Raw genomic sequence first — 16,467 nt, 5'->3', positions numbered from 1 at the left:
ATGCCAGACTTCATCAAACTGCTGGACCCACGCCCATGGATAGCCCTGGCCGTGGCCGCCGCCGTCCTGTTCTGTGTCGTCAAATACAAAGACGCCATACACCAGGTCGATAAACTCACCGCCCAGATTGAAAAGGACAAAGCAGAAGCCACCGCCGCCGCACGCGAAAATGAACAGCTCATGTCCCGCAGCTTGGCCGCCATCGCCACCACCCACCAAAAGGAAATGCAAGATGAAAAAGACAAACGCGACAAGTTTATTAGTGATGTGCGCACTGGTGCTGTGCGCCTGTCAATCCCCGTCAAAGCTTGCACCGCCCGTAGCAGCAGAGATACCGCCGCTGGACCCGGCAATAGCCCAGAAACGCGAGCCGAACTTACGCCAGAGGCTGGAGCAGCTCTTGCAGCCATCGCCGCAGACGGTGACGACGCCATCAGGCAATTAAACGCCTGTATAGACAGCTACCAGGCAATCAGGGCCATTACCAACCATGTACAAACCAAATAGCCTGCGCGCCCACCTGACAACCGCTTTGCCGGATCTGCAGCGCAACCCAGACAAGCTACTGGTGTTTGCAGACAAAGGCAGCTTGCGCACCACGCGCACAGCTTCACGGTCTTTTGAATATGCCTATGTCTTGAATGTCATTGTGACCGACTACGGCGGCGAAGAAGACGCGCTCATGGTGCCATTGCTGGACTGGGTGGCAGTCCACCAGGCAGACTTGCTGGGCAATGAAGACAAGAGCAACAAGGGCATACGCTTTATTGTTGACTTCAATAATCATGACAGCGTTGATATTAGTCTAGAGCTAGACATTACCGAGCGCGTCATTGTCAAACAGACCGGCAACAAGCTTGATATCACCCACGCAGGCGAAATAGCCGCCACGCCCGACTATACCGCGCCATTCTGGCAGCTCTACAACGGCAACAACCTGCTTGCAGAATGGCAGGTACTCAACCCAGCGCAAGACAATGGCTGACGATCTCAAGGCGCTAGAACAATGGGCAGGCGTCCTGCTTGCCCAGCTCGATCCAGCCAACCGGCGCAAAGTCAGTTTGAAAGTGGCGCAGGATTTACGACGCTCACAGCAACAGCGCATCAAAGCGCAAATGACACCGGAAGGCCTGCAATACACGCCAAGGAAGCCGCGTAAGGATTTGCGCAATAAAAAGGAACGAATAAAAAAGCAGAAGGCTGCTATGTTCACCAAGCTGCGCAACAATACCAATCTAAAAGTAAAAGCAGACGGCAATGAAATTGCTTTGGGCTTCTTTGGGCGTGTTGCCCGCATAGCGCGAGTGCACCAGTTTGGGTTAAATGATCGCGTTGCCAAAAATGGTCCTGAGATTAGATATGCAGAGCGCCGCTTGCTGGGTTTAAGTATCTCCGACAGAAAAACGATACAAGAATCTCTTATTAAGTATATCCATAAATAGAAAAAAGGTCGTATTTGGCGGGCAGTTCAAATATCGCTAAATTCAAATATTCCAGAGTAAAATATGATCTTCTAGTCATCGTTAGACCACTCAAGTTTAATGCTGATCGTACGCTAACAAAAACTCCTTATCCAAGTAGGGTTTTCAAAGGATCAGATGCCATGGTGAGCTGCTATATGTGTGATGAGGTTGCGGTCAGTGATGAACACGTACCACCACGCTGCCTGTTCCCGAAACAGAAGGATCTACCAACCGATGTCAACTTGCGCAGGCAACTGCTGACGGTTCCAGCCTGCGCCCAGCACAACATGAAGAAGTCAAAAGATGACGAATACTTTCTCAACGTAATCGTCGGCTCTGAAAACATCAATGCAGTCGGCATCGAACATTACCGCCGTCAAGTCCGACGGCAATATGAAAAAAACAACAGCCTGCTGCAGCGGATCGGAAGGCGGACTATCGACTTCGGTGACAAGCTAGGGTACTTGGTGGAGATCGAGCGGTTGGACAGTTTCATTGAGCAATTGGCGCGAGGTCTCTACTTTGTTCATTTTGATCAGAAATGGCAGGACCGCCTCGGCTGGTTCCCCGAATTCATGTCCCGTATCGTCGAGTCGAACCAGCAACACGAACGCGTTCGGCTAAACACGATTACCCACAATGAGAATAGGTTCTCGACCATACCTTTCCTTGGCGAGAACCCTAGCGTCTTCACCTATCAGGTGATCGGGACGAAACAGGATTGCGAAATGCGTCTGCACTTCTATGGTACGGCGAGGATACTAATCAGCTTCCCGCATCCGATGGCGGCACTTCCCGGCCATTTACGCTCTATGCCCGCACAGGAAGCACGCCTAGCTGTGAATAACACCATGTATAAAAGTGCTTAAATGCACTATCTTATTTCTTGGGTAAAAGCCACTCGTTCCACTTTCAGGCACGAGTGGCGTTCTGTTAGGGCAAAGAAATTTCATAACCGGATGTTCATACTTACCAGTTCCGAATAATCAATTCAGCAGTTTTATTCTTAGACCGCCCATTTCCCCCAATGGTATAAGTAATATCAACTGAACTCATGTTCAGCCCTGAGTAAATTTCTCGCATCTCAGGCAAATCATTAACGCTAATCAGCATCTTGCCCTTGATAGACTTAGCCAGCCCGGCCATTTCCTCGAATTGATCTAAGCCGAATTTGACGCCGTAATCAGCCGTCTTATGGTACGGTGGATCACAGTAAAACAACGTATGCGCCTTGTCATAACGCCTTACACACTCTTGCCAGGGCAGGTTTTCAATCACGGTATCTATCAAGCGAAATTGCGCCACCTGAAAGTCTTCAATGAATTGCCGCTTGTTCAGACGCGTGCCGCGATCAGTCATCGTCCCAAAATGCTGACCAGTCACCTTGCCGCCGAAAGCAGTTTTTTGCAGATAGTAAAAACGGGCAGCGCGCTGTATATCCGTCAAATGTTCAAGCGGCTGACTCTGGTATAACTGGAACTGGCGACGGCCAACAGGCATTAAGTTAATTTCTTCTGCCAGTGCATCACGGTGGTACTTCACGACACGGTACAGGTTCATTAATTCGCCGTTGATGTCGTTGATAATTTCAGACTTGGCGGGCGTCTTCATAAAGAATAATGCCGCCGCACCGCTAAAGGGTTCTACATAGCAGGTATGTTCAGGAAACAAGGGCAGGATGTGTTTTGCCAGTCGGCGTTTGCCGCCCATCCATGGTACGAGTGGTTTGCTCAAAATTGGCTCCGGTGTTAGATGTGGAGCTCGTGGCCCTCAAGTGGTTCAAGGTTTTACAACGTGGGCATTTAATGGCGAGGGTTATAAATTCACCCTCGCCAAGTTTGCGGGAGCATTTCCCACAGCGGATAGTCTGCATTTTAAAATCACTCAAAACATGATAGCCTTGGCGCGCCTGTGCACAGGTGACGCGGTCATCGACCAATCTGGCAGCCCTATCTGCTGGTGCGGTGGCGTACTGGATGTTAGCGCATCCGGCACGTCGCCGCGTCCTGATGGCAATATCTCATGCTCCATTCTTTCTCAGAAATTCTTGTGAGTTGCTAAGACCCATAGTAACCTTTCAGAATCAATCAATTTTGGCAATAATGTTTCAGCTCATTTTTTGATTTGTTTGTGTTTTCCACAATGACAGGATATTTATGTTCAAAAAAATCTGGATAAATAACTTGAATGAATATAGTTCGGAAAAAAGCAGTCAACACTTTTTAGACGTGCATAGAATCAATTTACTTATTGGCGCAAACAATTCTGGGAAAAGCAGGTTATTGAGAAAGCTGTTTTCTTCAACAGAAGAATTATTATTGGTGGACAACCCAAATAACAACAAACAATTAAATGAATTAATTGCTTTGATCTCCAGCTACTACCCAGCAGATGAGAGTATTCTCCCTGATTATGTAAGTGGCTCTGAGTTGAAAATTTACGGCAGTGAAATTCTTGCAGTAGCTGAACGAGAACGTATTTTTAAAAAAATTTTGAACTTAATCAACGCATGTTTAAACAATGTGCAACTAAGTACTCATAGCCTTGTTTTCGAAAATATAAAGAGCGCAATCAATCAACATTGTTCGAGTAATGCCCAGCAAGTATTAAATGATCTCAGAATACTTTCAGATAACTTTGTCACTCCTGATAGACACTACATACCCATTCTACGAGGAATGAGAACTCTTCCCGGCGGGGTAGACCATTACAACGCTCGAACCAGAACAGATTATTTTGAGACTGACGGAGTTCCCTCGACCATTTCTGCAGGAAAACACACGATAGAAACTGGGTATGAACTTTTTCAAAAATTTAGGAGATGGCTGCTTGGCAAACCAGAAATGCGCAAAAAAATGCGTGAATACGAGCAAATAATCGGAAAGGAATTTTTTGAGGGAAAGCAAATCATAATCGTCCCAGAGGATGGCAAGGATTCGATTTCCATGCAAATCAGCAATGGTGACCAGCGATTAATTGCAGACATAGGTGATGGACTACAGCAGATCATCATCATGACTGCTGCGGCATACTTAAATGATAGCCCTAGTCTTTTTTTCATTGAAGAACCTGAACAGTCTTTGCATCCTGGACTACTTAGGAAACTCATGCTATTCCTATTGCAAAATACCAATCATCAATATTTCATCACAACTCATTCAAATCACCTACTTGACTTAACAGAGATTTCAAATGAAATTACTCTTCATCGATTTTCAAAAACCGTTGATATAGGTGGAACGGAAAAATTCGAAATTATAAGCACACCAAACAATCGCGACCTATTAAAAGAACTTGGTGTTCATCCATCTTCTGTTTACTTAGCAAACTGCACAATCTGGGTTGAAGGAATCACAGATAGATTTTATGTGCGTTGCTTCATGGAAAAATATTTGAACGAATTATCCGAAACTGATCACCACAAAATAATTTACAAGAGTTTTATGGAAAATTTTCACTATGCCTTCGTTGAATATCAAGGATCAACTCTCGGACATTGGGAATTTAGCGATCTAGAAAACTATGAAAAAGATGAAAGTGTATTGTCCGCAATTAAACTTTGCGCAAAACCTATTGTTATCTGTGACGGTGATATAAAGACAAAAGGAAACAGAAAAGAGATTCTTGAAAAAAGTCTTGGGGATCAGTTAGTTATATTGCCAGTCAAAGAAGTTGAAAATTTGCTCCCAAAAGACATAGTTGTTTCGATAGCTAAAAACATTTTTCAAAGCGCCAGAAGAAACAAAACTCAGTTTGATATTGATAAATTAAATGTGATCAAGGAAGGCTATTTCTTAAATGAGCAATACGGAATTGGCAATTTACTTGATAAAAAAACTAGAAAAAAAGATGGTGCAAAAAAAATAAAAGGAGAATTTTCGTTTGCCGAAACTACTGGGACTATTTACGATAAAGTAGCTTTCTGCAGACGTGCAGTAACAGAAATGAATAAAGCTGATTGGAAGCTGACCGAACCCATTCGAAAATTGTGTCATAGCATCTTTGAGCATATCAGGGCCAATAATCCAGCTTAGTTTGTAGCTTCCTAAATAAGGGGTTGCTATTGATCATAGCAACCCCTCCCAGCGTGACCTAAACCCGCCCAGCCGTCACTATAGACGGCATGAACTTCACTCTTGCCGACCTCTCCCGCCGCCTAGAAAACCTGCTTCGCCTCGGCACCATTACCGAAGTGAAGCACGGTCTTGTACCGCAAGTGCGCTTGCGCATTGGCAATATCGTCACCGGCTTTTTACCAATGGCAACTGCGCGTGCAGGCAAAACAAAGACGTGGAACCCGCCGACTGTTGGCGAGCAATGCGTATTGCTTTCACCCTCTGGTGAATTTGCGGGCGGCGTGGTCTTGCCAGGCATTGCCAGCAACCACAACCCGGCACCAGACGACAACCCAGACAACACCCGCACCGAGTACCCAGACGGCGCGACGGCTGATTACAACCACGCAGAACACCACTACATCATCACTTTGCCAGCAGAGGGCAAGTTTAGTTTTGTCGTGGGTAACACCACGCTGGAACTGCGCAATGATGGCGTGACTTTGCGTACGCCTAAATTCGAGGGCGTCAAATCATGAGCCACGGTATCGCTGTTAAAACTCTTGACCGTGCAGGCGGCCCTCACCGCGCTGGTGGGCAAGATTTCTTTGCGGTTGATGGCGCGCTGGTCGTGGTGCTGGGTGACAGCATTACCCCGCATGGTCCCGTACCGCATGCCAGTCCAGTGATGGCGCAGGGTTCCCCCTGGATGACTTTGGACGGCGTCCCCGCATGCCGCGCTGGACACCTGGCGTCATGCGGCCACGCCAGTACCGGCCGTAGCTGGTTTGTCATTCCAGAATGAGGCGCACATGTCAGGCATGAATCTAAGCACCGGTAAACGTATCGCAGGCCTGGCGCATTTGCGCCAGAGCATTGCCGATATCCTGACCACACCCATAGGCACCCGCGTGATGCGCCGCGACTATGGCAGCTTGTTGTTTGAACTGATAGACCAGCCAGACAACGGCACCACGCAAGTGCGCCTGTATGCCGCTACGGCAGAAGCATTACTCAAATGGGAACCACGCATCAAGCTAACGCAAGTCAAGCTGTACCGCACAGACCAACCCGGCAAGGTCATCATAGCTTTAAAAGGCCAACTGGTGCGCGCCTCCAAGGCGTTTAGCCTGTCTTTACCTGTCACGGTGAAAGCATGAGCATGATTGATCTGTCCAAGCTGCCACCGCCTGCAGTCGTCGAAGAACTAGACTTTGAAGCCCTGGTCACAGCCCACAAACAAGACTTGATGCAACGCCAGCCAAGTGCCGCCAATGTGCTGACCTTGCCGTCTGAACCCCTGGTCAAGCAGATAGAAGCATTTTCTTATCGTGAAATGCTCTTGCGTGGCCGCGTCAACGACGCCGCCCGCGCCAACCTGCTGGCGTTTGCCACCGGCACAGACCTGGACCACAAAGGCGCGTTCTACAATCTGGCCCGCATGCCAGGCGAAGCAGACGAGCGTTACCGCAGCCGCATACAGTTGCGCATTGCCGCCCTGGCTGGCAATGGCTCGGCAGAGCAATACCGCCTGCTTGCCCTGTCTGCCAGCCAGAACGTGCGCGACGCCAACGTCACCAGCCAAACACCAGGCGTCATCAATGTGGTGCTGTGGCTGATCGACGCCAGCCAGGCGCAAGGCACCAGCGCCACCGTGCTGGCCGCCATGAACGCACCCAACGCCCGCCCGCTGGGTGTGCCTGTAACTGTGGCCGTGGCGCGCCCTGTGGCCTTGAATGTGACTGCAACACTGTGGCGCGAGGCCAGCGCGCCCGCCGATATCGTCACAAAAATTACTGCCTCTTTCATGGCTTCGCTTGCCACCTATGCCAGCCTGGGCCGTAGCGTGCCACTGTCCTGGGTAACCGCACAACTGCAACAGCCTGGCATTGCCCGCGTTGAATTCCCCATTGCAGGCCAGCCCGCCAGCAATACCGCGCTGGCCGCAGATGAATACGCCATCGCTGGCGCCATCACCCTGACAGATGGCGGTGTGGTATGACTGATCTTGCACAACTGCTGCCTCCCAACGCCAGCGAGCTGGAACGCAATCTTGTACGCATTGCCCCGCGTGCGGATCTGGACACAGCTGCAGACGCACCGGCCAACATCACCAGCAGCATGCCTGAAGCCTTCCAGCCCTGGCTTGCTGCTGAATGGAACCTGGCGCAATTCTCGCTGCACTTCGCCAGCAATGCCGAGCTGATCGCCGCTGGCTTGCCCTGGCTGCTGGAACGTGGCAGTGCTGCCAGTGTAGTGCGTGCCTTGTCCTGGCTGGACTATGACCAGGTGACGATAGAAGAAGACGAATTCTTAATCCACATCGACCCAGGCACCACGGCCGCAGCGCTGGATCTGGCACGTATACGCCAGGTGGTGAATGCATCCTTGCCCGCACACAGCCGTTTTTATCGCCTGTATCACGGTCTTGACCTGCGAGCTGGCCGCTTTGACGCCAACAGCTTTGATCAGTGTTTGTTTGACGATGATTCGGGTATCTGGTCCGGTGACCCGGCTACTGATGGCGTAAAGCTGTCTTTTGGTGAAACGCACACGGCCGCAGTGAACGCGCCGCCAGCACTGGCACCCATTGCAGCGCACCGTCCGCGCCAGTTAAACACCATCGTTGACGATGCCTTGATGCAGTTGGATAGCTGGGTACTCGATAGCGAGATCCGCTTAAACAGCGTGGTCAGCATCAGCGACCTGACTACCGGCCAGGTGAATCAACCGGCTTTGCTGCCTGTTGTTGGGAATCACCACGCGACCTATTGCGCCGTGCTGATGGCGCGCGCCATGCCTGCACCTATCAACGCCATTGCACCAGGAACCACCACCAGCGTCACCAGCCCGGCATTGCCTGTTTATGGCTGGGCTGACCAATGGGCCAATGGCTGGGCCGTCTGCTACCCCTTAATTTCAAATCCATAGAAAGGCACTGACATGGCAGTCCTGCAAGACCAAGGCCGCATCGAGTTGGCCGAACAATTTAAAAACCGCCCGCTGCACCTGGCATGGGGCCACGGCCTGGCTGCATGGGATGCCACGCCCGTATCCGAGTCCATCACCGCCATTGGCCTGATGGATGAGATAGGCCGCCGTATCGCTTCACAAAAGCAATTCGTTGTGCCTGAGTTAGACCCTAACGCACCCAACACCATCAAGGTGCCAGGCGGTGACCTGTACCGCATTGTCAATACACCATCACGCTGGGTATTAGTCGAATTTGTTTTTGATTATGGCGACGGCGCAGGCCAGGACATACGCGAGCTGGGCTTGTTCGTCGGTACTGAAGTGGTGGCTGGCCTGCCAGCCGGGCAACGCTATTTCACACCGGCGCAAATCACCGCACCAGGCCGCCTTTACATGCTGGACCACATCCCGCGCCTGATACGTTCCGGCGCGACTGAGCAAGTCTATCGCTACGTTTTGCCTTTCTGATTGGATTTTATTAAATGGATCAAAACATCAACTTACCCGGCTACCTGAACCGGCACGATGCAGCCAAGCAGTTTGACACCGTGCTGTACCGCGCTGACCATGTCATCCAGTCAGACGAACTCAACGAAACACAAAGCCTGCTGCAAGCCCGCATCAAGGGCGTTGCTGATGTGCTGCTGGCTGACGGCGCGGTTATCCGTGACGCCCGTATCGTCGTCAATGCCACGACCGGCGCAACCACCTGTGAATCTGGCGCGCTGTATGTCGATGGCGCGGTGCGTGGCATAGCGCCTGCAACCCTTGCCATTGCCGTGGTCGGTATCGTCATCGTGGGCGTGTACCTGCAACCCCACATCATCACCGAGCTGGAAGACCCGACACTACGCAACCGCGCCCAGAATACCCGTGGCTTTGACAAAGCCGGTGCAGGCCGCCTGCAAAAGCTGCTGGCCTGGGGCTTTGCCGGTGACGGCCAGGCTGGTGATTTTTACCCTGTCTACACGGTCGAAGACGGCACGGTACGCAGCAAAGAACCACCGCCCCAGCTCGATGGCGTGACCCAGGCACTGGCCCGCTATGACCGTGATTCATCCGGCGGCTCGTATGTCGTCAATGGTTTGAACGTCACCGCTGCAGACGATCTGCCCAGCGGTGAACAGGTGTACACCGTCAGCGAAGGCCGCGCCCGCGTGTCTGGCTTTGCCGTGGAACTGCCCACCAGCCGCCGTCTGGTGCGCGCCGTTGTTCCTGACTTGCGCTACATCGAGAACGAGCCGCACCAATCCACCTGGCCAGCCGCCCAGCGCGTGAACTTTGACCGCGCCCCGGCTGCGAATGTCACCCATGTGACCATCACCGCACAAAAGACTATTGATGTAGCACACGGCGGTTTTACAGGCGCGCTGGACCCGCTGGAAGATGGTTCTGTCCTGGTCGTGCTGTCAGTCAAGCAAGGCGCGACGACTTACACTAAGGATGTGGACTGGAAATTTACCGCCCAGCAGATAGACTGGTCTTTACCAGGTGCAGAGCCAGCACCCGGCACCACCTACAAAGTCACCTATCAATATCTGGCTACTGTGCCAGCCAGCGCCATTGATGCCGACGGCTGCACCGTCACCGGCGCGGTAGCTGGTACGGCTATCCTGATCAGCTATAACCGCATGCTGCCCCGTATAGACCGCCTGTGCATGGACAGCGCAGGCGCGCTGGTCTGGCTGTCTGGCGTAGCGGCAGACCGCAACCCAAGGCCGCCCAGCGTACCTGCCAATCTCTTGCCGCTGGCATCTGTCTTGCAAAACTGGCGTGCTGGTAATCGCACGGTAATGATAGACAGCGTGCGCGTGGTTCCTATGGACACACTCGCCGCCTACAGCAAACGCCTTGATACCTTGACCGAACTGGTGGCGCAGCAGCGCCTTGAATCCAGTACCCAGCTACGCGATGCAACAGCAAAGCGCGGCTTGCTGGTGGACCCGTTTATCTCTGACAGCGTGCGCGACCAGGGCTTGCCCCAAACCGCGGCCATCTTTGGCGGTGAGCTGACATTGCCGGTGGCCGTACAGCCTAACTTGCTATCCATCAGCCTGGCCGCGCCCCAAACCTTGCCATTCAACCCGGTCACGCTGTTGGAACAGCCATGGCGCACCGGCAGCATGAAGATTAACCCGTATGACGCTTTCGACCCGTTGCCCTCTGATGTCACACTCACACCAGCAATAGACCGCTGGACAGATGTAGATACCCAATGGAACAGCCCAACAACTGAAACCATCACAGAAAACATTACCCGACGCGTGGGCCTGTGGATAGTTGAAAACGGCGAAGCCTACGACACCACCAACCAGATTACACGCGACATCAGCCACACCAGCAAGGCCGCTGAATACATCCGTCAAATCAGTGTTGCCTTTACGGTTAAAGGCTTTGAAGCGGGCGAAAACATCCAGACATTGCGCTTTGATGGCGTTGCTGTTGTCCCCACCGCCGTGGCCGTGCCAACGCCTGGCACCATCACCGGCACGTTTCAAATACCAGCCAAGGTGCCAGCAGGCAGCAAGCGCGTTGAATTTGTGGGCAGTGCTGGCAGCTTTGGCGTGGCGATATATAGCGGCACCGGCGTGGAAATTCAGGATGTTAAACAACTGGTGACCGTGCATGCGTCCGGTTGGGTAACTTTCCTCAAAGCTGACCCGCTGGCGCAAACTTTTACACTGGCTGCTGATCGTCAGATAGCCGGGCTGGACTTGTGGTTCACAGCAAAGGGCAATTCATTGCTGGCGGTGCAGATACGCGAAACCACCACCGGCATCCCTAACCAGAAAGTCATTGCCCAGGCGCGCATCTCAGCCGCAGCCATTAACGTGGACGGCCAGGCTACCCGTATCAGCTTTGATTATCCTGTCTCACTGACTGGCGGCGTGGACTATGCCCTGGTGATTTTATGTGACGATGCCACCACGGCCGCCAGCATTGCCGAGCTGGGCAAGTATGACGACCACAAGGGCCAATGGGTAGCAAGCCAGCCTTATACCGTGGGCGTGCTGCTGTCATCGAGCAACGCCACTACCTGGACACCACACCAGGACCGTGACCTTGCTTTCCGTTTGCTTGCTGCTGAATTCACAGCCACCACGCGCACCATCGCCCTGGGCAATGCCAACCTTGCCAACGTCACAGACTTGATGCTGTTAAGCCTGGTGGAAACGCCCAGCGCACAAACCCGCGTTGAATATCAAATCACCTTACCAGGCGGCAGCATCATGAATGTAGATGACGGCCAGCCGGTGCGCCTGGCTGCACCCATGACCGGGCAATTCAGCGTTACGGCCAAGCTAACCGGAACGGCCAGCCTGTCGCCAGTGCTGCACCCAGGCGTCACGCTGCTGGCTGGCACGGTCTCCAACCAGGGCAATTACATCAGCCCGTTAGTCCCTGCAGGGCAGAACGTGCGCGCCCGCATCGTGGTGGATTGTTATTTACCTGCAGGCGCAACCCTGGCCGTGAGTGTTGCCCCAGAAGCTGCAGGCGCACCAGTCTATACAGCCGCGCCTTTTGTATCCAGCCGGGACATCGCCGCTGACTGGCATGAACTGACTTACGAGCTGAACGGCATCACAGCCGACCGCCTGCGCGCCAAGCTTGATCTAACCGGCAACACCGCAGCCCGGCCGCGTCACCGCAATTTGCGCATTATTGTTCTATGAGTGTCATCTGAGGATAACCATGCAAGATCAAAAAACAGCTAACCGGGCTTATCCATTGCCCCACATCCAGAACCCCGGTGCCGTGGAAGTGGAACGCCTGCGCGGCACCATTACAGCCATTGATGGCGACGTCACTACATTAGATGAAGGCATCACAGATTTACAAGCCACGAAGGCCGACAAGACCACCACCGCCAACCTGCAAGCGCAGATTGACGACCTCTCTATTCTCATTTTTGCAGGATTGATCTGATATGAGTTCGACCAACTTAGCCGATTTCCGCGACCAGTACATCGCCCGCGCCAAGACTCTGCTGCAGGGTACTGACCTTGCCAATGCAGACAGCAAGACCTTGATTTTAACGGGCGCTGTTTTTGGTGGCCTGGACAAGGTCATTAACGCCCCATTGATAGGCCGCGACACCCTGGCCTTGTTTGATGCCATGACCAGCGCGGATATCGATGTCTGGCTGGCAGACGCAAGCCACCGCAGCGTATGGCAACGCCTGTGCAGCGACGAAGCAAAGACAATACAAGTGGCGCTGCAAGACGATGTACTGCGCCCCAAACTGCTTGGCAGCACCTTGGCATGGACAGACATCATTGCATCATCCGTCATGCAGACATGGATACAGACAAAAGCTGTCTATCTGGTGTCATACATCGCCGCGATACCTGGTTGCCTGGCGCTGACAACATCCAGCCGCACCACCATGGACAAGTTTGCCAGCGTCCAAGCCGCTATGACGCTGATCTATGCATCAACCAACTGGTTAAACGCGATTGCGGCCAACACACCAGCACAAGACGCTATAGGGGCCAGCCTGACCGCCTTGCGCGAATTGGCTAAATCAAGTGCGGCCATGAATGCGCTGTACACCAAGCTGACCACCATCATGGTCTACCTGTTTGCGGATATCACCGCCTCAATTGATGCCTGGAACTTTGTATCGAGCGAAATCACCGCAGGCCGCACGACGCTGGCAAGCACATTCTTTGGTGATGCCGGTGTACGCAATGCCTTGCACGGCAATACTGGTATCACAACTGCTTTGACCTCAACGGCCACCGCCCTGTATCAATGGCTGTTCACCAACAAAATGACCGTCTTCCAGCGTACCTATGCGGCCAGCACAGCACAAAGCGGCGCGGCCATCGGCGGCAAGATATTGATGCTGGCGATGTCAGGCGCGTATAGCGGTGCTGGGCCGTCTTATTTCTATCTGACTGGTTCAAGTAGCCAGGCACTGGCAGCGGCCACCGGGGCCAGCTACATCACCCTGAGCACCGCACACAAGGCCGTAGGCAGCCAAAACGGCCCGCTTTATTTCACAGACGCCAGCACCGGCAGCTATTACATGACGCTGGGTTATCTGGTTATTTAAGGATCATCACCATGACACTACTTATCATTGACAACGCCAATCAAATCACCGGCTACAGCCAGGACGACAACCTGCAGGCGTGGGACGGCGTGCGCCTGGTCCCAGCTCCGGACGGCTTTAACCCGGCATTACTGAGCTATTGCATAGTTAAAGTCTCCAAGGGTAAGACCACCGTTTCCCTGAACTTGGAAGCAGCATTGACGGCCGCCAAAGCTGCCCGCTGCAGCCAAATCAAAGACGAAGCAGCCAGGCTGATTGCCGCCACAGATTGGAAGAAGCAACGCGCAGAGGAACGCGATGCTGCAGGCTGGGGCAGCTTAGGGGATATCGATACTGTGCTGGCCGAGCGTGAAGCGATACGCCTATCCAGCAACGCCGCCGAGCTGGCCGTAAATGCGCTGACCGATGTCACGGCCGTGCAGGCCTTCACCTGGTCTGTGGACGTGGCTGTACCCGCACCCAACCGCCTGACACGCGGCCAATTCCTTGACCGCTTCACCAAGGAAGAAACCGCCGCCATTTTGGCCGCTGCAGATGCCAACGCCAGCTTAAAGGCCTGGGTGATGCGCCTTGAAAACTCAGACTGGATCAAACCAGCCGAAGCCACACCCGGCCTGCAGGCGCTGGAAATCGCCGGTCTGATCCAACCTGGCCGCGCTGCAGCCATCCTTGCTTAATTATTTGTTTCACCAACCACAGGAGCAAACACAATGCCCGCAACAACTTACCACCATGGCGTGCGCGTCATCGAAATTAACGAAGGCACGCGCCCAATCCGTACCGTTTCCACAGCCGTCATAGGTCTGGTGGCGACTGCAGACGATGCAGACGCAACAGTATTTCCGCTCAATGTGCCGGTGCTGATTACCAACGTCACCGCCGCCATTGCCAAAGCAGGTCACACCGGCACGCTGGCAAAAGCCTTGAACGCCATCAGCCTGCAGACCAACCCGGTCACCATCGTGGTGCGCGTGGATGCTGACGAAGACGAAGCAATCCAAACCGCCAACGTGGTCGGTACCGTGACACCAAGCGGCCAATACACCGGTATTAAAGCCTTGCTGGCCGCCCAGACTAAGCTTGGCGTTAAGCCGCGCATTCTGGGCGCGCCTGGCCTCGATACGCAAGCCGTGACCACCGAGCTGGCCGCCGTCGCCCAAAAGCTGCGCGCCTTTGTGTATGCCTCTGCCTGGGGCGCACAGACCAAGGAAGCGGCCATCGCCTACCGCCAGCACTTCGGCCAGCGCGAGGTCATGATTATTTGGCCTGACTTTGTGCACTTCGACACTGCCAGCAATGCCAGCGCATCCATACCGGCCGTCGCTTACGCCCTGGGCCTGCGCGCCAAGATTGACAATGACACAGGCTGGCACAAGTCTTTATCTAATGTCGTGGTGAACGGCCCGACCGGCATAGCGCGGGACGTGTTCTGGGATCTGCAATCGTCGGCCACAGATGCCGGTGTACTTAATGCTGCAGGCGTCACCACTCTGATTAACAAAACCGGGTACCGCTTCTGGGGATCGCGCACGGCTGAAGAAGCAGAATTCTTTTTCTTCGAGAACTACACCCGCACCGCGCAAGTGTTGGCTGACACCATTGCTGAAGTGCATTTCACTTATGTGGACAAGCCCATGCACCCGTCCTTAGTGCGTGACCTGATTGAGTCCATTAATGCCAAGTTCCGCGCCCTCAAAACGGCCGGGCTGATTATTGATGGTAAAGCCTGGTTCGACCCAGCAGCCAACAGCAAGGACAGTCTCAAAATCGGCTCACTGGTCATTGATTACGACTACACGCCAGTACCACCAGTCGAAGACCTGGTATTGCAGCAGCGCATAACAGATAAATACCTGGCTGACTTTGCCAAACAAATCACCACCTAACAATTAATTGCCCGCCACCAGGCGGGCCACCTTTCCCAACCAACAGGAGCAAACCATGGGATTACCCAGCAAGTTAAAAGACTTCAATCTGTTCAATGACGGCGCGAATTATCTGGGCCTGGTGCCTGAGCTGACCTTGCCCAAGCTGTCGCGCAAGATGGAAGAGTACATCGCGGGCGGTATGTCTGGCCCTATCGAGGTTGACTACCACACAGAAAAAATTGAATTCGACTGGACTGCAGGCGGCCTGCTGGTGGACGCGCTCTTGCAATATGGTGCTGTCACTCACAACGCCGTGCAATTGCGCTTTGCCGGTGCTTATCAGAACGATGACACAGCAGAAGTCACGGCCGTGGAAATCGTCGTCCGTGGCCGCCATAAAGAAATCGAAATGGGCAGCGCCAAGATGGCCGACAAGAGCGACCAGAAATACAAAACCACCTGCAGCTATTACAAGCTGATTATCAACGGCCAGGACATTATCGAAATCGACTTTATCAATGGCGTTGAAATAGTCGGCGGTATTGATCGCCGTGCCGAGCTGCGCGCCGCTATCGGCATGTAATCACCCTCCCCCTCACCCTTATTGACCACCTACACAGAAAGCACACCATGAGCAATACAGAAAAAACCATCATCCTGGACGAACCAATCAAACGCGGCGATACAGAAATCACCACCATTACTCTACGGAAGCCAAGGGCTGGCGAACTGCGCGGCGTCTCACTGGTAGAGCTGGGCCAAATGAATGTCGTCGCCCTGCAGCAGGTTTTACCCCGTATCACCACGCCTATCCTGACTGCGCAGGATGTCGCTAATCTGGACGTGGCTGACCTGGTAGAAATTGGCTCGGAGGTATCGCTTTTTTTAGTCAAGAAAGCGGACCGCATGGCATTCCAGAAAGAGTAGAAGACGCTATGGCAGACCTGGCTATCGTGTTTCATTGGCCGCCGTCTGCCATGGATGATGTAAGCCTTTTGGAACTCATGGACTGGCGTGAACGCGCCAGAGTCCGCAACAGTACGGAGTAA

The 16,467-nt window shown here is 53.2% G+C and carries 22 protein-coding genes; 19 read left to right on the top strand and 3 right to left on the bottom strand.

Annotation, left to right across the window (positions count from 1 at the left end; all coding sequences use genetic code 11):
• The 4 genes from AC1RVX_RS17425 to AC1RVX_RS17410 all read left to right on the top strand — a co-directional run bounded on the left by AC1RVX_RS17425 (position 1) and on the right by AC1RVX_RS17410 (position 2,332).
• Positions 1-507 carry a lysis system i-spanin subunit Rz gene (locus AC1RVX_RS17425; RefSeq protein WP_493217850.1) on the top strand — a complete coding sequence of 169 codons (507 nt, stop codon included), beginning with the start codon at positions 1-3 and terminating at the stop codon, positions 505-507.
• Entirely contained in the window at positions 491-985 is a 495-nt protein-coding gene (locus AC1RVX_RS17420; RefSeq protein WP_493217849.1) for a phage tail protein, read from the top strand. The genes AC1RVX_RS17425 and AC1RVX_RS17420 overlap by 17 nt, the downstream gene beginning before the upstream one ends.
• Complete coding sequence (locus AC1RVX_RS17415; protein WP_493217848.1) at positions 978-1,442, top strand: phage virion morphogenesis protein; 465 nt, start codon at positions 978-980, stop codon at positions 1,440-1,442. The genes AC1RVX_RS17420 and AC1RVX_RS17415 overlap by 8 nt, the downstream gene beginning before the upstream one ends.
• A gap of 161 nt (positions 1,443-1,603) precedes the next feature.
• Positions 1,604-2,332, top strand: a complete 729-nt coding sequence (locus tag AC1RVX_RS17410) for a hypothetical protein (RefSeq protein ID WP_493217847.1) — start codon at positions 1,604-1,606, stop codon at positions 2,330-2,332.
• A gap of 100 nt (positions 2,333-2,432) precedes the next feature.
• Here the strand turns inward: AC1RVX_RS17410 and AC1RVX_RS17405 are convergent, their stop codons facing one another.
• The 3 genes from AC1RVX_RS17405 to AC1RVX_RS17395 are packed head-to-tail and all read right to left on the bottom strand — an operon-like array spanning position 2,433 to position 3,494.
• Positions 2,433-3,197, bottom strand: coding sequence for a DNA adenine methylase (locus tag AC1RVX_RS17405; protein WP_493217846.1), 765 nt, complete (start codon positions 3,195-3,197; stop codon positions 2,433-2,435).
• Positions 3,124-3,336 carry a Com family DNA-binding transcriptional regulator gene (locus AC1RVX_RS17400; RefSeq protein ID WP_493217956.1) on the bottom strand — a complete coding sequence of 71 codons (213 nt, stop codon included), beginning with the start codon at positions 3,334-3,336 and terminating at the stop codon, positions 3,124-3,126. Before AC1RVX_RS17400 ends, AC1RVX_RS17405 begins: the two co-directional genes overlap by 74 nt.
• A gap of 11 nt (positions 3,337-3,347) precedes the next feature.
• Complete coding sequence (locus AC1RVX_RS17395; RefSeq protein ID WP_493217957.1) at positions 3,348-3,494, bottom strand: hypothetical protein; 147 nt, start codon at positions 3,492-3,494, stop codon at positions 3,348-3,350.
• A gap of 125 nt (positions 3,495-3,619) precedes the next feature.
• Here AC1RVX_RS17395 and AC1RVX_RS17390 point away from each other — a divergent pair, with 125 nt between their 5' ends.
• The 15 genes from AC1RVX_RS17390 to AC1RVX_RS17320 all read left to right on the top strand — a co-directional run bounded on the left by AC1RVX_RS17390 (position 3,620) and on the right by AC1RVX_RS17320 (position 16,467).
• Complete coding sequence (locus AC1RVX_RS17390) at positions 3,620-5,497, top strand: AAA family ATPase (RefSeq protein ID WP_493217845.1); 1,878 nt, start codon at positions 3,620-3,622, stop codon at positions 5,495-5,497.
• Between the two features lie 89 nt (positions 5,498-5,586).
• A complete protein-coding gene (locus tag AC1RVX_RS17385; protein ID WP_493217844.1) occupies positions 5,587-6,057 on the top strand; it encodes a phage baseplate assembly protein V in 471 nt (156 codons plus the stop codon).
• Positions 6,054-6,323: a PAAR domain-containing protein gene (locus tag AC1RVX_RS17380; RefSeq protein ID WP_493217843.1), complete on the top strand. Its 270-nt coding sequence runs from the start codon at positions 6,054-6,056 to the stop codon at positions 6,321-6,323. The genes AC1RVX_RS17385 and AC1RVX_RS17380 overlap by 4 nt, the downstream gene beginning before the upstream one ends.
• A gap of 16 nt (positions 6,324-6,339) precedes the next feature.
• Positions 6,340-6,678, top strand: a complete 339-nt coding sequence (locus AC1RVX_RS17375; RefSeq protein WP_493217955.1) for a GPW/gp25 family protein — start codon at positions 6,340-6,342, stop codon at positions 6,676-6,678.
• A complete protein-coding gene (locus AC1RVX_RS17370; RefSeq protein WP_493217842.1) occupies positions 6,675-7,520 on the top strand; it encodes a baseplate assembly protein in 846 nt (281 codons plus the stop codon). The genes AC1RVX_RS17375 and AC1RVX_RS17370 overlap by 4 nt, the downstream gene beginning before the upstream one ends.
• Complete coding sequence (locus AC1RVX_RS17365) at positions 7,517-8,449, top strand: phage tail protein (protein WP_493217841.1); 933 nt, start codon at positions 7,517-7,519, stop codon at positions 8,447-8,449. The genes AC1RVX_RS17370 and AC1RVX_RS17365 overlap by 4 nt, the downstream gene beginning before the upstream one ends.
• 12 nt (positions 8,450-8,461) lie before the next feature.
• Positions 8,462-8,959, top strand: a complete 498-nt coding sequence (locus AC1RVX_RS17360) for a BW3TFN family phage tail fiber component (protein WP_493217840.1) — start codon at positions 8,462-8,464, stop codon at positions 8,957-8,959.
• A 14-nt stretch (positions 8,960-8,973) separates the two neighbouring features.
• Positions 8,974-12,165, top strand: coding sequence for a DUF4815 domain-containing protein (locus tag AC1RVX_RS17355; RefSeq protein WP_493217839.1), 3,192 nt, complete (start codon positions 8,974-8,976; stop codon positions 12,163-12,165).
• Positions 12,166-12,184: 19 nt separating this feature from the next.
• The gene (locus AC1RVX_RS17350) at positions 12,185-12,418 is read left to right on the top strand and encodes a hypothetical protein (protein WP_493217838.1); all 234 of its coding nucleotides are present in this window, start codon (positions 12,185-12,187) and stop codon (positions 12,416-12,418) included.
• A 1-nt stretch (position 12,419) separates the two neighbouring features.
• The gene (locus tag AC1RVX_RS17345; protein WP_493217837.1) at positions 12,420-13,550 is read left to right on the top strand and encodes a hypothetical protein; all 1,131 of its coding nucleotides are present in this window, start codon (positions 12,420-12,422) and stop codon (positions 13,548-13,550) included.
• An 11-nt stretch (positions 13,551-13,561) separates the two neighbouring features.
• Positions 13,562-14,227, top strand: a complete 666-nt coding sequence (locus tag AC1RVX_RS17340; RefSeq protein WP_493217836.1) for a hypothetical protein — start codon at positions 13,562-13,564, stop codon at positions 14,225-14,227.
• Between the two features lie 33 nt (positions 14,228-14,260).
• On the top strand, positions 14,261-15,436 hold the full coding sequence (locus AC1RVX_RS17335) for a phage tail sheath protein (protein ID WP_493217835.1): 1,176 nt from the start codon (positions 14,261-14,263) through the stop codon (positions 15,434-15,436).
• A 55-nt stretch (positions 15,437-15,491) separates the two neighbouring features.
• Positions 15,492-16,001, top strand: coding sequence for a phage major tail tube protein (locus AC1RVX_RS17330; RefSeq protein WP_422951393.1), 510 nt, complete (start codon positions 15,492-15,494; stop codon positions 15,999-16,001).
• Between the two features lie 47 nt (positions 16,002-16,048).
• Complete coding sequence (locus AC1RVX_RS17325; RefSeq protein WP_493217834.1) at positions 16,049-16,345, top strand: phage tail assembly protein; 297 nt, start codon at positions 16,049-16,051, stop codon at positions 16,343-16,345.
• Between the two features lie 8 nt (positions 16,346-16,353).
• Positions 16,354-16,467: a GpE family phage tail protein gene (locus tag AC1RVX_RS17320; protein ID WP_493217833.1), complete on the top strand. Its 114-nt coding sequence runs from the start codon at positions 16,354-16,356 to the stop codon at positions 16,465-16,467.

The sequence above is a fragment of the Undibacterium sp. GW821-FHT11B02 genome (assembly GCF_058808955.1).
The sequence above is the reverse complement of the archived record's forward strand: the minus strand, read 5'-3'. Positions and strand labels throughout refer to the sequence as shown.

Excerpts from the sequence above, each read along its gene's own strand:
- AC1RVX_RS17425 (WP_493217850.1), top strand. The coding sequence starts at position 1 with ATGCCAGACTTCATCAAACTGCTGGACCCACGCCCATGGATAGCCCTG.
- AC1RVX_RS17420 (WP_493217849.1), top strand. The coding sequence starts at position 491 with ATGTACAAACCAAATAGCCTGCGCGCCCACCTGACAACCGCTTTGCCG.
- AC1RVX_RS17415 (WP_493217848.1), top strand. The coding sequence starts at position 978 with ATGGCTGACGATCTCAAGGCGCTAGAACAATGGGCAGGCGTCCTGCTT.
- AC1RVX_RS17410 (WP_493217847.1), top strand. The coding sequence starts at position 1,604 with ATGGTGAGCTGCTATATGTGTGATGAGGTTGCGGTCAGTGATGAACAC.
- AC1RVX_RS17400 (WP_493217956.1), bottom strand. The coding sequence starts at position 3,336 with ATGCAGACTATCCGCTGTGGGAAATGCTCCCGCAAACTTGGCGAGGGT.
- AC1RVX_RS17395 (WP_493217957.1), bottom strand. The coding sequence starts at position 3,494 with ATGGAGCATGAGATATTGCCATCAGGACGCGGCGACGTGCCGGATGCG.
- AC1RVX_RS17390 (WP_493217845.1), top strand. The coding sequence starts at position 3,620 with ATGTTCAAAAAAATCTGGATAAATAACTTGAATGAATATAGTTCGGAA.
- AC1RVX_RS17385 (WP_493217844.1), top strand. The coding sequence starts at position 5,587 with ATGAACTTCACTCTTGCCGACCTCTCCCGCCGCCTAGAAAACCTGCTT.
- AC1RVX_RS17380 (WP_493217843.1), top strand. The coding sequence starts at position 6,054 with ATGAGCCACGGTATCGCTGTTAAAACTCTTGACCGTGCAGGCGGCCCT.
- AC1RVX_RS17375 (WP_493217955.1), top strand. The coding sequence starts at position 6,340 with ATGAATCTAAGCACCGGTAAACGTATCGCAGGCCTGGCGCATTTGCGC.
- AC1RVX_RS17370 (WP_493217842.1), top strand. The coding sequence starts at position 6,675 with ATGAGCATGATTGATCTGTCCAAGCTGCCACCGCCTGCAGTCGTCGAA.
- AC1RVX_RS17365 (WP_493217841.1), top strand. The coding sequence starts at position 7,517 with ATGACTGATCTTGCACAACTGCTGCCTCCCAACGCCAGCGAGCTGGAA.
- AC1RVX_RS17360 (WP_493217840.1), top strand. The coding sequence starts at position 8,462 with ATGGCAGTCCTGCAAGACCAAGGCCGCATCGAGTTGGCCGAACAATTT.
- AC1RVX_RS17355 (WP_493217839.1), top strand. The coding sequence starts at position 8,974 with ATGGATCAAAACATCAACTTACCCGGCTACCTGAACCGGCACGATGCA.
- AC1RVX_RS17350 (WP_493217838.1), top strand. The coding sequence starts at position 12,185 with ATGCAAGATCAAAAAACAGCTAACCGGGCTTATCCATTGCCCCACATC.
- AC1RVX_RS17345 (WP_493217837.1), top strand. The coding sequence starts at position 12,420 with ATGAGTTCGACCAACTTAGCCGATTTCCGCGACCAGTACATCGCCCGC.
- AC1RVX_RS17340 (WP_493217836.1), top strand. The coding sequence starts at position 13,562 with ATGACACTACTTATCATTGACAACGCCAATCAAATCACCGGCTACAGC.
- AC1RVX_RS17335 (WP_493217835.1), top strand. The coding sequence starts at position 14,261 with ATGCCCGCAACAACTTACCACCATGGCGTGCGCGTCATCGAAATTAAC.
- AC1RVX_RS17330 (WP_422951393.1), top strand. The coding sequence starts at position 15,492 with ATGGGATTACCCAGCAAGTTAAAAGACTTCAATCTGTTCAATGACGGC.
- AC1RVX_RS17325 (WP_493217834.1), top strand. The coding sequence starts at position 16,049 with ATGAGCAATACAGAAAAAACCATCATCCTGGACGAACCAATCAAACGC.
- AC1RVX_RS17320 (WP_493217833.1), top strand. The coding sequence starts at position 16,354 with ATGGCAGACCTGGCTATCGTGTTTCATTGGCCGCCGTCTGCCATGGAT.